Origin of the sequence: Nesterenkonia sp. F (assembly GCF_000220985.1) — a bacterium.
Lineage (GTDB): Bacteria > Actinomycetota > Actinomycetes > Actinomycetales > Micrococcaceae > Nesterenkonia.
Map to the genome: position 1 here is coordinate 1 of NZ_AFRW01000023.1, position 15,033 is coordinate 15,033.

Annotated in this window: 15 protein-coding genes; 10 read left to right on the plus strand and 5 right to left on the minus strand. The window is 70.6% G+C overall.

Annotated elements, in window-relative coordinates:
* From infB to GU5_RS0102665, 9 genes are all read left to right on the plus strand, one after another.
* The coding region (infB, locus tag GU5_RS0102625; protein ID WP_010524028.1) for a translation initiation factor IF-2 at positions 1 to 1,936 on the plus strand (1,936 nt) is incomplete at its 5' end.
* Positions 1,937 to 2,077: 141 nt separating this feature from the next.
* Positions 2,078 to 2,551 carry a 30S ribosome-binding factor RbfA gene (gene rbfA / locus GU5_RS0102630; protein ID WP_010524029.1) on the plus strand — a complete coding sequence of 158 codons (474 nt, stop codon included), beginning with the start codon at positions 2,078 to 2,080 and terminating at the stop codon, positions 2,549 to 2,551.
* Positions 2,552 to 2,566: 15 nt separating this feature from the next.
* Complete coding sequence (gene truB / locus GU5_RS13670; protein ID WP_010524030.1) at positions 2,567 to 3,580, plus strand: tRNA pseudouridine(55) synthase TruB; 1,014 nt, start codon at positions 2,567 to 2,569, stop codon at positions 3,578 to 3,580.
* Positions 3,581 to 3,585: 5 nt separating this feature from the next.
* Positions 3,586 to 3,945 (plus strand): hypothetical protein, encoded by a 360-nt coding sequence (locus GU5_RS0102640; protein WP_033227771.1) that lies wholly within the window; start codon positions 3,586 to 3,588, stop codon positions 3,943 to 3,945.
* Positions 3,942 to 4,502, plus strand: coding sequence for a hypothetical protein (locus GU5_RS13675; RefSeq protein ID WP_010524032.1), 561 nt, complete (start codon positions 3,942 to 3,944; stop codon positions 4,500 to 4,502). Before GU5_RS0102640 ends, GU5_RS13675 begins: the two co-directional genes overlap by 4 nt.
* A gap of 31 nt (positions 4,503 to 4,533) precedes the next feature.
* Complete coding sequence (locus tag GU5_RS0102650) at positions 4,534 to 5,571, plus strand: bifunctional riboflavin kinase/FAD synthetase (protein ID WP_010524033.1); 1,038 nt, start codon at positions 4,534 to 4,536, stop codon at positions 5,569 to 5,571.
* Positions 5,572 to 5,612: 41 nt separating this feature from the next.
* The gene (locus GU5_RS0102655) at positions 5,613 to 6,416 is read left to right on the plus strand and encodes a class I SAM-dependent methyltransferase (RefSeq protein WP_010524034.1); all 804 of its coding nucleotides are present in this window, start codon (positions 5,613 to 5,615) and stop codon (positions 6,414 to 6,416) included.
* A gap of 202 nt (positions 6,417 to 6,618) precedes the next feature.
* Entirely contained in the window at positions 6,619 to 6,897 is a 279-nt protein-coding gene (gene rpsO, locus GU5_RS0102660) for a 30S ribosomal protein S15 (protein WP_010524035.1), read from the plus strand.
* Positions 6,898 to 7,268: 371 nt separating this feature from the next.
* Positions 7,269 to 9,527, plus strand: coding sequence for a polyribonucleotide nucleotidyltransferase (locus GU5_RS0102665; protein WP_010524036.1), 2,259 nt, complete (start codon positions 7,269 to 7,271; stop codon positions 9,525 to 9,527).
* Positions 9,528 to 9,845: 318 nt separating this feature from the next.
* On the opposite strand, the gene GU5_RS16200 is transcribed toward GU5_RS0102665, so the two are convergent.
* The 5 genes from GU5_RS16200 to GU5_RS0102690 all read right to left on the minus strand — a co-directional run bounded on the left by GU5_RS16200 (position 9,846) and on the right by GU5_RS0102690 (position 14,466).
* Positions 9,846 to 11,012, minus strand: a complete 1,167-nt coding sequence (locus tag GU5_RS16200) for a hypothetical protein (RefSeq protein WP_010524037.1) — start codon at positions 11,010 to 11,012, stop codon at positions 9,846 to 9,848.
* A gap of 284 nt (positions 11,013 to 11,296) precedes the next feature.
* Positions 11,297 to 11,575 (minus strand): metal-sensitive transcriptional regulator, encoded by a 279-nt coding sequence (locus tag GU5_RS0102675; RefSeq protein WP_029513956.1) that lies wholly within the window; start codon positions 11,573 to 11,575, stop codon positions 11,297 to 11,299.
* Positions 11,475 to 12,410, minus strand: a complete 936-nt coding sequence (locus tag GU5_RS13685) for a sulfite exporter TauE/SafE family protein (protein ID WP_010524039.1) — start codon at positions 12,408 to 12,410, stop codon at positions 11,475 to 11,477. The genes GU5_RS0102675 and GU5_RS13685 overlap by 101 nt, the downstream gene beginning before the upstream one ends.
* Complete coding sequence (locus GU5_RS0102685) at positions 12,407 to 13,018, minus strand: rhodanese-like domain-containing protein (RefSeq protein ID WP_010524040.1); 612 nt, start codon at positions 13,016 to 13,018, stop codon at positions 12,407 to 12,409. The genes GU5_RS13685 and GU5_RS0102685 overlap by 4 nt, the downstream gene beginning before the upstream one ends.
* 53 nt (positions 13,019 to 13,071) lie before the next feature.
* Complete coding sequence (locus GU5_RS0102690; protein WP_010524041.1) at positions 13,072 to 14,466, minus strand: rhodanese-like domain-containing protein; 1,395 nt, start codon at positions 14,464 to 14,466, stop codon at positions 13,072 to 13,074.
* A gap of 356 nt (positions 14,467 to 14,822) precedes the next feature.
* Here GU5_RS0102690 and GU5_RS0102695 point away from each other — a divergent pair.
* Positions 14,823 to 15,033, plus strand: a 211-nt coding sequence (locus GU5_RS0102695) for a winged helix-turn-helix domain-containing protein (protein ID WP_139084285.1), incomplete at its 3' end; no start/stop codon positions are given.

Sequence of the window (15,033 nt, forward strand, 5' to 3'; positions counted from 1 at the left end):
CACGGCCGGCGCCTTCGGTCGCGGCGGTCCGTCGCGCTCGAAGAACCGCAAGTCGAAGCGCGCGAAGCGTCAGGAGATGGAGCAGCGCCGCACCCGCGAGATCGGCGGCGTGCGCGTCCCCAAGGGCGACGGCACCACTGTGCTGCGGCTGCGCCGCGGCTCCTCGCTGGCGGACTTCGCCGAGAAGATCAACGCCGAGCCGGCCGCGCTGGTCACGGTGCTGATGAAGCTCGGCGAGATGGCCACGGCCAACCAGTCCCTGGACGAGGAGACCTTCAAGCTGCTCGGCGAGGAGCTGGGCTACGTGGTCGAGATCGTCTCTCCGGAGGACGAGGACCGCGAGCTGCTCGAGTCCTTCGACATCAATCTCTCGGCCGAGGCCGAGGATGAGGATGACGAGGACCTCGAGGCCCGCCCGGCGGTCGTGACCGTCATGGGTCACGTCGACCACGGCAAGACGCGCCTGCTGGACGCGGTGCGCCACGCCAACGTCACCGAGGGCGAGGCCGGCGGCATCACCCAGCACATCGGTGCCTACCAGGTGCAGATCGATCACGAGGGCGAGCAGCGCGGCCTGACCTTCATCGACACCCCCGGCCACGAGGCGTTCACCGCCATGCGTGCCCGTGGTGCGAAGGTCACCGACATCGCGGTGCTCGTCGTCGCCGCCGACGACGGCGTCATGCCGCAGACGGTCGAGGCGATCAATCACGCCAAGGCCGCCGGAGTGCCGATCGTCGTCGCGGTCAACAAGATGGACAAGGAGGGCGCGTCGCCGGAGAAGGTCCGCGGCCAGCTCACCGAGTACGACATCGTGCCCGAGGCCTACGGCGGCGACACCATGTTCGTCGACATCTCCGCGATCCAGCGGCTGAACATCGACGAGCTGCTCGAGGCGGTGCTGCTCACCGCCGACGCCTCGCTGGAGCTGACGGCCAACCCGGACCACGAGGCCCGCGGCGTGGCCATCGAGGCCAACCTGGACAAGGGCCGCGGTCCGGTCGCCACCGTGCTGGTGCAGACCGGCACGCTGCGCATCGGCGACACCATCGTCGCGGGCAACGCCCACGGTCGAGTCCGGGCGATGTTCGACGAGAACGGCCAGGAGGTCACCGAGGCCGAGCCCTCGCGCCCGGTGCAGGTGCTGGGTCTGTCCGCGGTCCCGCGGGCCGGCGACAGCTTCCTGGTCACCCAGGAGGATCGCACCGCCCGGCAGATCGCCGAGAAGCGCGAGGCGGTCGAGCGCAACGCGATGCTGGCCAAGCGCCGCAAGCGCGTCAGCCTGGAGAACTTCGACCAGGTCGTCGCCGAGGGCAAGATCGACACGCTGAACCTGATCCTCAAGGGCGACGTCTCCGGCGCCGTCGAGGCGCTGGAGGATGCGCTGCTGAAGATCGACGTCGGCGAGGACGTGCAGCTGCGGGTGATCCACCGCGGCGTCGGCGCCATCACGCAGAACGACGTGAACCTGGCGACGGTCGACGACGCGGTCATCATCGGCTTCAACGTCCGGCCGGCCGAGCGGGTCAACGACCTCGCCGAGCGCGAGGGCGTGGACATGCGCTTCTACTCGGTCATCTACGCGGCGATCGACGACATCGAGAACGCGATGAAGGGCATGCTCAAGCCGGAGTACGAGGAGGTCGAGCTCGGCTCGGCGGAGGTCCGCGAGGTATTCCGCTCCTCGAAGTTCGGCAACATCGCCGGTTCGATCGTCCGCTCGGGCGTCATCCGCCGCAACGCCAAGGCCCGCCTGGTCCGCGACGGCGCCGTGGTGTCCGACGACCTGGCCATCGAGTCGCTCAAGCGGTACAAGGACGACGCCACCGAGGTCCGTCAGGACTTCGAGTGCGGCATCGGCCTCGGCTCGTTCAACGACATCCAGGAGGGCGACCGCATCGAGACCTGGGAGATGCGCGAGATTCCGCGCGTCTGAGGTCTCGACGCCCGACGACAGCTACCGGGGACCGCATCGCAGGTGCGGTCCCCGGTGCTGTCCCCAGACACGACTGCCGCCCGTCGCCGGAGATCCGGCGCTAGGCTGGCGGCAGCGACGACTTTCCCCGAGGAGGCCATCATGGCTGATCCAGCACGCGCCGCGCGGCTCGCCCAGCGCATCAAGGTGATCGTGGCCGAGGCGCTGCGTCGCCGCGTCAAGGACGAGCGCGCCGAGCTGATCACCGTCACCGATGCCCGCGTGACCAACGACCTGCAGCACGCCACCGTCTACTACACCGTCATGGGCAGCGAGGAGGAGCGCGCCGCCGCCGAGGAGGTGCTCGACTCCCACCGCGGCGCCCTGCGCCACGAAGTCGGCCGGCAGCTGACCATCCGGCTGACTCCGACGCTGGAGTTCATCGCCGACGAGATCCCGGAGAACGCCGCCCACCTGGAGGACCTGCTCCGCCAGGCTCGGGAGCAGGACGCCGAAGTCGCCGCGCTGCGCGAGCAGGCTGCTCCGGCCGGCGAGGACGACCCGTACCGCTCGTACGGCGAGCCGGGCGAGAACGGCGACGAGTCCGGGGACGAGACCGATTCCGAGCGGTCCTGAGGAACCCGGGCAGCTATGGGCAAGAAGCAGCGTGACGAGGAGATCGCCGTCGGCTCCGGCCTGGTGCTGGTGGACAAGCCGGCCGGCTGGACCAGCCACGACGTCGTCGGCCGGATCCGGAAGCTGGCCGGCACCCGCAAAGTCGGCCATGCCGGGACCCTCGATCCGATGGCCACGGGCGTCCTGGTGGTCGGGATCAATCGCGCGACCCGGCTGCTGACCCACATCGTCGGGGTCTCGAAGACCTACACGGCCACCATCCGGCTGGGTCGGTCGACCACCACCGACGACGCCGACGGCGAGCTCGTCGAGACCCGCTTCGCCAATGCGGTCACCTCCGAGCGCCTGCAGGAGGAGATCGCCGCGCTGACCGGCGAGATCATGCAGGTGCCGACGACCGTCTCGGCGATCAAGGTCGACGGGCGCCGGGCCTACGACCGTGCCCGCTCCGGAGAGGACGTGGCGCTGGAGGCCCGACCGGTGACCGTCCATCGCTTCGACGTCGGCGAGACTCGTCGGATCGACGGCGGCAAGCTGATCGACGTCGACGTCGAGGTGGAGGTCTCCTCGGGCACCTATGTGCGGGCGCTGGCCCGCGATCTGGGCGAGGCCCTGGGCGTCGGAGGGCATCTGACCGCGCTGCGCCGCACGGCCGTCGGTCCGTACCGGATCGAGAATGCGCTGACGCTGGAGCAGCTCGCCGAGGACTTCGGGTATGTCGGGCTGACCGAGGCCGCCGCCGGGATCTTCCGACGGCGCGATCTCACCGAGGAGGAGGCGCGGAACCTCGGCCACGGCCGGCGGATCACCGCCTCCGGTACCGGCGCCGGCGCCGAGCGCGACGGCGCCGAGCAGCCGCTGACGGCGGCCTTCGCCCCAGACGGCGAGCTGGTCGCCCTGCTGCGCGACGTGCCGGCCAGCACCGGGGCCTCAGCCTCGGCCGACGCCGCGGCGGCCGCCGCGGGCGAGCAGGTGGACTTCCAGGCCAAGCCTGAGCTGGTCTTCGCCCCGCAGGGAGGCGGCTCGTGACGGTCATGATGATCGTCGGCACGGTGGTCTGCGCGGCCTCGCTGCTGATCTGCTGGGCGATGACCCCGGTGCGGGACCACCCGGCCGATTCGTCCATCGTCTCGATCGCCGCCGTCGAGCTGTTCCTCGTGATCTACGGGCTCTACGCCGGGGTCCGACAGGTCGGCTTCGACGCGCCGATCGTCGGCGAGGTCTGGGAGTTCTGGGGCTATCTGGCCACTGCGCTGCTGCTGCCGGTCGGAGTGTTCATCTGGGCGATGGTCGATCGCACCCGCTGGTCCAATCTGGTGATGAGCAGCGTCGGACTCGTCGTCTTCGTCATGGTCTACCGCATGGAGGAGATCTGGTGGGGGAGCGCCCTGTGAGCTCTGAGAACAGCCAAGAGAACAGCCGGGAGCACAGCCCGGAGAGCCGGCCGGGGCACAGCCCCGAGGGCACCGGCGAGACTGACGCCCCCGCCGTCCCGCGCAACCGCGGGGTGGGGATGCTGATCATCACCGCCTACGGGATCTTCGCCGTCTCCTCGACCGCCCGGGCGCTGTACCAGCTGATCGTCCACTTCGAGGACGCCCCGGTCGCCTATGTGCTCAGCGCCGCGGCCGCGGCGGTCTACATCCTCGCCACGCTGGCGCTGGCGCGGACCTCGGCGGCGGCCTGGCGGACTGCCCTGGTCGCCGTGCTGGTGGAGCTGGTCGGCGTCGTCGGCGTCGGCCTCTGGACGGTGCTCGAGCCGCGGCTCTTCGCCGATGCGACCGTCTGGTCGCACTTCGGGCAGGGCTATGGGCATGTGCCGCTGGTGCTGCCGCTGATCGGCCTGTTCTGGCTGCTGCGCCATCGTCCCGACGCGCGCCGGGCGCCGGCCGCCCGCGCGGCGCAGGAGTCGGTGCATGAGTCGGTGCAGGAGTCCGAGACCCGGGAATGAGCGCGGCGCCGGCCGTGCTCCATAATGGAGGATGGTCACCGCGCACCACCGCGAGATCCCCCACCCGAGGAGCGACGTGCACTACTGGAACGACCTGGACGAGGTCCCGCAGGACCTGGGACCCACGGCGCTGACGATCGGCAACTTCGACGGGGTCCACCGGGGACATCAGGAGGTGCTGCGCCAGCTCGTGGCGGCCGCCGCCGAGTACGACGCCTCCGCGGTGGCGATCTCCTTCGATCCGCATCCGCTGCAGGTCCACCGGCCGCAGGACTGTCCGGTGCTGCTCACCGGCGTGGAGGAGAAGATCAACCGCCTGGCCACCACCGGCATCGACGGGCTGCTGATGCTGAACTATGACGAGCAGCTCGCCTCCCGCACCGCGGAGGAGTTCGTCGCCGAGTACCTGGTCGAGGCGCTGCATGCCACAGTGGTGGTGGTCGGCCACGACGTGCGCTTCGGCCGCGGCAACTCCGGTTCCTTCGAGACCATGGTCGAACTGGGGGAGAAGCACGGTTTCAGCGTGCTGGGCGTCGAGGACTTCGGCCAGGACCGGCGCTGCTCGTCGACCTGGGTGCGTGAGGCGCTGGCCGCCGGCGACGTCGCCGACGCGCGCGAGGTGCTGGGCCGTCCGCATGCGGTGCTCGGCGAGGTGGTCCACGGCGAGGCCCGCGGCCGCGAGCTGGGATTCCCGACGGCGAACCTCAGCTCCACCAGCGAGGGCATGGTCCCCGCCGACGGCGTCTACGCCGGCTGGCTGACCGACGAGCGCGGCCGGCGCTGGCCGGCGGCGATCTCCGTGGGCTCGAACCCCACCTTCGACGGCTATCAGCGGGTGGTCGAGTCGCATGTGATCGATCGGCCGGACGAGCGGATCGAGGACTTCGACCTCTACGGCCAGCACGTGCGCGTGGAGTTCCTGGAGCGGCTGCGCGGCATGGTCAACTTCGAGGGCATCCCGCTGCTGATCCGCCAGATGGAGGAGGATGTCATCCGGGCCCGTCAGGTGCTGCTCGGCGACGATCCGCAGGAGCATGAGACCCCGGTGATCCCGGCGGTGGAGTCCTGAGCCGGCCGAATCGGCCGCGGGCGCGGCCGGGGGAGCCGTCGGTGATCACCGACGCCGCGCGCCGTCGCCGACTGGCCGGAGCCTTCGCCGAGGACACCGATGCCGCGCAGGCCGCCGAGTACGACGCGATGCGGCCGGGATATCCGAAGGAGGTCGTCGAGCGGATCCTGGCCGCCGGCCCGGACGGGACGGGGCATCGGGCGGAGCGAATCGTCGAGCTCGGCGCCGGCACCGGGATCCTGACCCGCGCGCTGCTCGACGGCGGGGCCGACGTCGTCGCCGTGGAGCCGAGTCCCAGCATGGCGGAGGTGCTGCGAGAGACGGCGGCGCCCGCCGGCCCGGGGACCGGCGCCCTGGAGGTCGTCGAGGCCCGCGCCGAGGAGACCGCGCTGACGTCCGGATCCGCCGACGTCGTCGTCGCCGCTCAGGCCTGGCACTGGTTCGACCCGCAGGCCGCGGCCGCGGAGATCGCTCGGCTGCTGGTCCCCGGCGGCACCGCGGCGGTGGTGTCGAACCACCTGGACGTCTCGGCCGGCTGGGTGCACCGGCTGGCGCGGATCATGCGTGCCGGCGACGTGCACCGGCCCGACTGGACCCCGCCGCTGGACCCGACCGCCTTCGAGGCCGTCAGCACCGAGCACGCCGGCTGGACCCGAGCCCTCACCCCCTACGGCATCCGCCGACTGGCGACCACGTTGAGCTCCTGGCTGGCCGCCGACGACGCCGATCGCGCCCGGCGTCGGGCGAACCTGGACTGGTACCTCGACGAGCATCTGGGCCTCGGCGCCGACGAGGAGGTCGAGCTGCCGTATCTGACGGTGCTCCATACGGCGCGGCGGCGGTGAGGCGCCCGACGGCGGCGAGGGGGCGGTCCGACGGCCCCGGATGTGGCCCGCGCGCCCGGGGCTGGTAAGATGAGTCGGTCGTCGTCGGCGTGCCGACGTCGCGGCGACCGCCACGCTGCAGTCCGCGGTGGCTGGCACCGGCGAGTTCGGCTCGCCGGAGATGTTCGCGGCACATGATCGAAGGAGCATACCCATGGCCACCATGGCACTGGATCCCGCTGTCAAGCAGGAGATCATCACTCAGTACGCCACCCACGAGGGCGACACCGGTTCCCCCGAGGTGCAGTGCGCGGTGCTTTCGCGCCGCATCTCTGACCTGACCGAGCACCTCAAGGTGCACAAGCAGGACCACCACACCCGGCGCGGCCTGATGATCCTGGTGGGTCGTCGCCGTCGTCTGCTGAAGTACCTCCAGCGCAAGGACATCGCGCGCTACCGTTCGCTCATCGAGCGTCTCGGCATCCGCGGTCTGCGCAACTGAGCGACGGCGTCGTCCTGACGCCCGCGACGGCTGCACAGCGTTCGCGCAGTGCCGCCGCCGCATGAAACTCCATAGGTGACAGGCGACTCCCGGACTCGGTCGACGAGACCGTGGGAGTCGCCTGTCTCATATGGGAGACTGGTTCCGGCGCCCCAGCCGGCCGACGAGAGACGAGCCGCGTGCTCCGGTCCTCGGTAGTGGCCTCCGGGAGCTGACGCCGCCCCCTCGACGACTCCGGCGATGCCGGAGCCCACGGGGCCGGGCGCGTCGTGCCCGTGGGCTTCGATCGAAGACCGCCATGCGGTCCCCGTGCTCTCCTCTCGTCCGGCAGGTGCGCCTGCTATGTACACGACAGAGAGGAGACTTCTGCGATGCAGAGTCCCGAGGTTCACTATGCCGAGGCCGTGATCGACAACGGTCGCTTCGGCACCCGCACCATCGAGTTCGAGACCGGACGGCTGGCCAAGCAGGCCGCCGGCTCGGCGCTGATCACCCTCGACGAGGAGACCACCATCCTCTCGGCCACCACGGTCGGGAAGTCTCCGCGCGAGGGCTTCGACTTCTTCCCGCTGACGGTCGACGTCGAGGAGCGCATGTACGCCGCCGGGCGGATCCCCGGCTCGTTCTTCCGGCGTGAGGGCCGGCCGACCCAGGACGCGATCCTGGCCTGCCGCCTGATCGACCGTCCGCTGCGCCCGGCGTTCACCAAGGGCATCCGCAACGAGGTCCAGGTCGTCGAGACCGTGCTCTCGATCAATCCGGACGACATGTACGACGTCGTCGCCATCAACGGCGCCTCGATGTCCACCCAGCTCTCCGGCCTGCCGTTCTCCGGTCCGATCGGCGGTGTGCGCATGGCGCTCATCGACGACGGCGAGGGTGCGCAGTGGGTGGCCTTCCCGAAGCACTCGCAGCTGCAGCACGCCGTGTTCGACATGGTCGTGGCCGGCCGCATCTCCGGCGACGACATCGCGGTGATGATGGTCGAGGCCGAGGCCACCGACGACTCCTGGAAGCTGGTCAAGGAGCAGGGCAAGACCGCTCCGACCGAGGAGATCGTCGCCGAGGGTCTGGAGGCGGCCAAGCCGTTCATCCGCACCCTCTGCGAGGCGCAGGCCGACCTGGCCCAGCGCGCCGGCAAGGAGCCGGTGGAGGTCCCGATCTTCACCGACTACCAGGACGACGTCTTCGAGGCCGTGAAGTCGGCCGCCGAGGAGCGCCTGGCGGCGATCTACCAGATCGCCGACAAGCAGGAGCGCGACACCGCCGACGCCGCGCTGAAGGCCGAGCTGCTCGAGCAGCTCGCCGGCGAGGGCCAGCAGTTCGAGGGCCGCGACTCCGAGATCGCCAAGGCCCTGGGCGCGGTGACCAAGCAGGTCATCCGCCAGCGCATCCTGCGCGACCAGGTCCGCATCGACGGCCGCGGTCTGGCCGACATCCGTCAGCTGACCGCCGAGGTCGAGGTGCTCCCGCGGGTGCACGGCTCGGCGATCTTCGAGCGCGGCGAGACCCAGATCATGGGCATCACCACGCTGAACATGCTGAAGATGGAGCAGACCATCGACAGCCTGTCGCCGGAGACCACCAAGCGGTACATGCACAACTACAACTTCCCGCCGTACTCCACCGGCGAGACCGGTCGCGTGGGCTCCCCGAAGCGCCGCGAGATCGGCCACGGTGCACTGGCCGAGCGGGCCATCGTGCCGGTGCTGCCGAACCGCGAGGAGTTCCCCTACGCGATCCGCCAGGTCTCCGAGGCGCTGGGCTCCAACGGCTCGACGTCGATGGGCTCGGTCTGCGCCTCGACGCTGTCGCTGCTCAACGCCGGCGTGCCGCTGAAGGCTCCGGTGGCCGGCATCGCCATGGGCCTGGTCTCCGACCAGGTCGAGGGCGAGACCCGCTATGCGGCGCTGACCGACATCCTCGGCGCCGAGGACGCCTTCGGCGACATGGACTTCAAGGTCGCCGGCACGTCCGAGTTCGTCACCGCCATCCAGCTGGACACCAAGCTGGACGGCATCCCGGCGAAGGTGCTCGGCGCGGCGCTGACCCAGGCCCGCGAGGCCCGGCTGCACATCCTGGGCGTCATCAACGCCGCGATCGAGGGGCCGGACGAGATGTCCGAGCACGCTCCGCGCATCGTCTCGGTGATGGTCCCGGTCGACAAGATCGGCGAGGTCATCGGCCCGAAGGGCAAGATGATCAACCAGATCCAGGAGGACACCGGCGCCGACATCTCGGTCGAGGACGACGGCACCGTGCTGATCGGCGCGACCAGCGGCGAGGCCGCCGACGCCGCCCGCAGTGCGATCAATGCGATCGCCAACCCCTCGGTCCCCGAGGTGGGCGAGCGCTACCTGGGCACCGTGGTCAAGCTGACCACCTTCGGCGCCTTCATCTCGCTGACCCCGGGCAAGGACGGCCTGCTGCACATCTCTGAGCTGCGCAAGCTCAACGACGGCAAGCGCGTCGACGACGTCGAGGACGTCGTGGGCGTGGGCCAGAAGATCCAGGTGGAGATCACCAAGATCGACGACCGCGGCAAGCTCTCGCTGGCTCCGGTGGTCGACGGGGACGGCTCTGGCGAGGAGTCGGAGTCGGTCAACCAGGTGGTCACCGAGGACGCGTGAGCTTCGGCTGATCATCGGCTGACGACCGACGCCGGACGCCGGCGTCGGGACTGAGCTGAGACGACGGGCCGGCGGCCGTTCCCTGCGGGGAGCGACCGCCGGCCCTTCTCGTGCGTGGGGCCGCGTGTGGGGCCGCGTGTGAGGCCTCCCGTGGCCGGATCCCGGCTGCGGGTCCCAGGTGCGGCTTCCCGCTGCGGGTCCCTGGTGTCCCGGGTGTCACGTCCGCACCGGCCCACGCCGCTGCTGGCGTCCGGCCCATCCACGTGTCACGTCCGCACCCGCCGTCGAGGCCCGTCGACGCGGTGCTGCCGCCGAGTGTCACGTCCGGGCCCTGTTGTCACGTCCCTGTAGCGGCATGACAACAGGGCTCGGACGTGACACTTCGCGGGTCCGCGGGACGCCGAGGTTCTCCAGCCGGGCGGCCAGCAGTCGGGGATTCCAGGCCTCCGTCCATCCCCATCGGCCGAAACCCCAGCCGTGACGGCGCAGCGCGTCCTCACGCTGCTTCTCCGCGTAGACCTGCTGCGCCGGCGTGGTGTCTCCCCGCAGATCGACGTCGAGGTACTTGATGCGCCCGTCGAACTCGCAGATCACGCCGGCCTGCTCCCAGCAGAAATCCACGCGGAACGTGCCGATGTCGGTGGTGATCACGCGTTGCAGCGTCGGAGCCTCGAAGCCGAGAGCATGGATCTGGGCCCGAGAGATCGACTCTCCGACCGATTCCGAGGCCGGGTCGGCGAAGTCCCACGCCCTCTGCCAGATCCGACGACGGCGAGCCGTCGGCAGGTGCTCCAACCACGCCTCGACGTCGAGGTCGTCGCGCGTCAGCGCCGCATCGAGCAGCGCCACGCCGGAGGGGAAGTCCACCCGGCTGACGGTGTCCACCAGAGCCAGGTTCATCGGCTCCACGAGATAGCTCGCGGGGCCGACGACGCTCGCCAGCGCGTCCCCGGGCAGAACGAGGGACGGCTGGTGATGCTCGCCGCTCGCGACGAGCTCTCGCAGCGACGCGCGATCGGTGCCGGCCGGCTGCGCGGCCTCCAGCTGGTGCGTCGGCGTCGGGCGGAGCAGACGGCGCAGATCGACGGAACCTCCGGCGGGCATCGCCTCCGCGTCGAGTCGGCGCTGGGCGGCGGTTCCCTCCGTCATCGCCGGTGCGCGGCGCGTTCCGGCGGAGCCCCGGCCGCCGATGCGGACATGGACCCGGTCCGGTGTGGTCGGCAGCGGCAGACCGTGCAGGAGCAGGGCGCTCTGCCGGCAGAACAGGGGAGAGGGCGTCCGCAGGGCGACGGCGGCGACCACATAGTCGTAGCGCGTCCACGGTTCGGCATCGAGCCAGTCGCTGGTCCGCACGTAGACGCCCCGTCGGAGGCGGAGCACTTCGCCGGCGCGCAGCGCACGGACCAGACGATCGCTGGAGGGCCCGCCGTCGTCGCCGTCTGTGGAGCGGATCAGCCGCGCGGGCGGGGAGTGCGTCTCAACCATGGTGCCGAGCCTGAGAGATGAGTCGCTCCGCCGCCACGGTGATCGCGCGCGCTGTGGACGGAACGGCGTGTCGTCGGCCCGGGTCCTCCACACTCCCCAGCGCCTTCTGCCACGTCCGGTCCCGGCCAGATGTCACGTCCTCGCCCTGGTGTCACACGCATATATGCACGTGACACCAGGGCGAGGACGTGACAACCCAAGGTGCGGGAGCGGGAAGAGGAGGGCAGCGGGCCGGCCGTTCGAATGGGGCGCGACGCCCGATCGCTCGACCGCCGTCCTCCGGGTCAGGAGAGCGAGAGGAAGAGCTTCTCCAGCTCCTCGACCGTGAGTCCGTCCTCGGCTTCCTTCGCTCCCTCGGGGTCGGTCACGCAGTACTGCATCGCCGAGGAGACCACGCTGAATCCGGCGCGGTCCAGCGCCGTCGACACCGCGGCGAGCTGGGTGACCACATTGCGGCAGCTGTCACCGTCCTCCACTGCGTTGATCACCGAGTCGAGCTGCCCGCGGGCCCGCTTGAGCCGGTTCACGATCTTGCGCTGGACTTCCGGGTCTGCTTCCCTCATCGTCGTCTCCTCGTTCTGATCCTGTGTTGCTCCATGATCCCAGTGCTACGCCGGCGACGGCGACCAGGAATCCGGCGCCCAGGCCCCAGAGGCCCGGAAGTTCGACGGTCAGCACCACCAGGCTCATCGCGAGCACCAGCACGCCGAAGGAACGTTTGAGCGCCGATGCCGGCACGCGCCGGGCGATGCTGGAGCCGATCAACGACCCGGCCACCATCGCCGCGGTCACCAGCAGCGTCGTCGGCCAGTCGATCGACACGGTGGTGAGGTAACCCGCCATTCCGGTCAGTGACTTCATCGCGATGACCAGCAGCGAGGTGCTCACCGCGATCGGCATCGACAACCCTCCGAGCATGACCAGCGCCGGCACGATCAGGAACCCGCCGCCGGCGCCCACCATTCCCGTCAGCAGTCCGACGCCGAGGCCCTGGCCGAGGACGGCGACGGCCCCGGGCGTCGGTCGGGTGCGCTGGGTGGAGCGTCGGCGCAGCATGGCCAGTCCCGCGGCGGCCATCAGCACCGCGAAGAGCACCATGAGCAAGGTGTCCGGCAGGCGGGCGCCCAGCGCTCCGCCGCCGAAGGCGCCGGCCATGGTCGCGGCCCCGAACAGCGCGCCCGTACGCCAGGCCACGGTGCCGCGCCGCGACGGCGCCGCGAGACTGAGCGCCGCGGTCACGCCGACGATCACCGTGGATGCGGCCATCGCCTCCTTGGTCGGCATTCCGGCGACATAGGTCAGCAGCGGCACCGCCAGGATGGTCCCGCCGCCGCCGAGCAGCCCCAGCAGGACTCCGACGACGGCGGCGAGGGCCAGCACCAGCGGCGGCAGGCTCACCGCTCGGTCCCGTCGCGCCGGGCCGTCGTCGGCATGGCGGCGAAGACGTCATCGATGCTCGGGGCAGGGACATCCCGGTTCCACGGCATCTTGTCCAGTGCCTTGGCCATGGCGCAGGAATCGGACAGCGCCGAGTACGTCAGCCCCGCGCCGACTGCTCCAGCCAGATAGCCGATGGCCGGGGAGACGAGCTTGCCGCCGAGGAAGCCGGTCAGCACCAGCGATCCGGCGGCCATCCGAACCTGTCGGTCCATCGCCCATCGGTCGCCGGCGCGGCGGGTCAGCCGGTCGTGCTGCTGACCCATCGCGGAGACGCCGCCGTCGAGCACGGTCGCCTCACGCCCGACGGCGGCCAGCTCCTGCGCGGCTTGGCCGGCCCGCCGGCCGCTCTGGCAGAGCAGCACGACGTCGTCGCTCCGATCGGCGAGGTGCGCGGCGAGCCGCTCACGGTGCTGCTGGAGCATGTCCAGCGGCACGTTGATCGATCCGGCCACATGGATCGTGGCGTGTTCCGCCGGGGTGCGGACGTCGAGCATCAGCGGCGCGCGGTCGGCGTCGATCGCGGCGGCCAGCTGGTCGGGAGACATGGTCGTGGTGGTCTCAGTCATGAGAATCCTTCGTCGTCGATGATGGGTGCTGGAGGTGCTTGAATCTGGTCCGATCAGGCTCCGGAGTTCTTCCACTCCGACCAGCCGGCATAGCTGCCGACGAGCTCGCGTACGTCATGGCCCTGGCTGCGGAGCGCGCTGGCGGCGACGGAGTTGCGCCGTCCGGACTGGCAGTAGGTGACGATCGGCCCCTCGGCCGGCAGCTGGTCCTGGTGCCACAGGACCCTGCCTCCGCTGAGCTGGTGGGATCCGGGGATGTGGCCGGCGGCGTGCTCGTTCGCGGTGCGCACGTCCAGCAGCATCGCCGGCTCGACGTCCTGCAGCTCGGCCGGAGAGATCTGCGGCGGCCGGACCTCCTGCAGCCCCTCACGACCGGTGATGTAGCCGGCCACCTGGTCGATGCCCACGCGCATCAGGTGGGCGCGCTGGACCTCGGCGTCGTCGGCATCCTCGGCGAGCAGGATCAGCGGCCGCTGGTTGCGCTCCGGGTCATAGGCCCAGGCGCCGAAGCTCGCGGTCTTGCCGTCTCCCGGAATGTTCAGCGAGCCGGCGACGGTGCCCTCGGCGACCCGGGTGTGGTGCCGGCTGTCGACGAAGAGCGCGCGGTCCTCCTCGAGTGCGCTGCGCACGGTGGCGGCGTCGAGCTCCGGCAGAGGCTGCCGGGGGCCGAGGATCTCGGGACCGCGCGTGTTCTGCCGTTTCATGCGGCTGAAGTAGGAGTGGGCGTCGGGCTGGCCGGAGAGCAGCTCGTCGACGAAGCTCTGCTCATCGTCGTTCGCCAGGTGGGGCGCCCACCAGGCGTGGTGGCGCTCGTAGCCGACCGTGGTCGCCGGCAGCGCGCCCAGGGCCTTGCCGCAGGCGCTTCCGGCACCGTGGCCCGGGTGGACCATCACGTGGTCGGGCAGGGTGAGGAACTCGCGCTTGAGGCTCTCGAAGAGCTGGTGCGCCGCCTCGAAGCGGGTGTCCTCGCCGCCGGCGGCCTCGTCGAGCAGGTCCGGGCGGCCGGTGTCTCCGGCGAAGACGAAGTCCCCGGAGATCATGTATCCCGGCTCATCGGCGGCGGCGCCGTCGGTGATCAGGAAGACCAGGTGCTCAGGCGTGTGGCCCGGCGTGTGGCGCGCCTCGATGCGCACGTTGCCGAGGGAGATGACGTCTCCGTGGTGGAGCCGCTCGGCGTCGAACCCGTACTGCCAGTCCTCGCCGCCCTCGGCCGAGACGTGGGCCGTCGCGTCCGCGGCCGCGGCGAGTTCGCGGGTGCCGGAGAGATAGTCGGCGTGGATGTGGGTCTCGGCGACGTGCGAGATCCGCATCCCGTGACGCGCGGCGAGGTCGAAGTACTCGCCGACGTCGCGGCGCGGGTCGATGACGATCGCCTCCCCGGTCGCCTGGCAGCCGATGACGTAGCTGGCCTGAGCGAGGTCATCGTCGTAGATCCGTTCCAGAAGCATGGGGGATTCCCCTTCCTGATGGTTTCCTGAGATACCCCCTGGGGTATGTCAGGCAAGTCTGACACATACCCCTGGGGGTATCAAGAGGGGTGTGACTGATGCGGCTCAGGGCTCGTGTCACGTCCTCGCCCTGATGCCACGTCCCTGCCCGGACGTGACACCAGGGCGAGGACGTGAAACCCCGGGGAGGGCGGCTGCTGGCTGACGGTGTGGCGTGCTCGCACCGCCTGGCGAGTGGTCGCTTCCCGTCGCCTGAGGCGGCCGCCCCAGATTCTCGTCATGTGACTCTGGACACGTGACGTGGAGCACGCTAGGCTTCAGTTAACCGTTTACTGAAAACCGACGAGAGGAAGGTCATGGCTCGCAGTCCAGTGGCACGCGGCGACGCCTTGGGCGATCAGGTCGCCGACGACCTGCGGCGGCGCATCATCACTCGTGAGCTGCCGGCCGACGACGTGCTGGTCGAGGCGAAGCTCGCCGAGGAGTACGAGGTCAGCCGCGGTCCGGCGCGGGACGCGATCCGCACACTGGCCCAGGAGGGGCTGGTCGAGAACCGCGGTCGCAGTG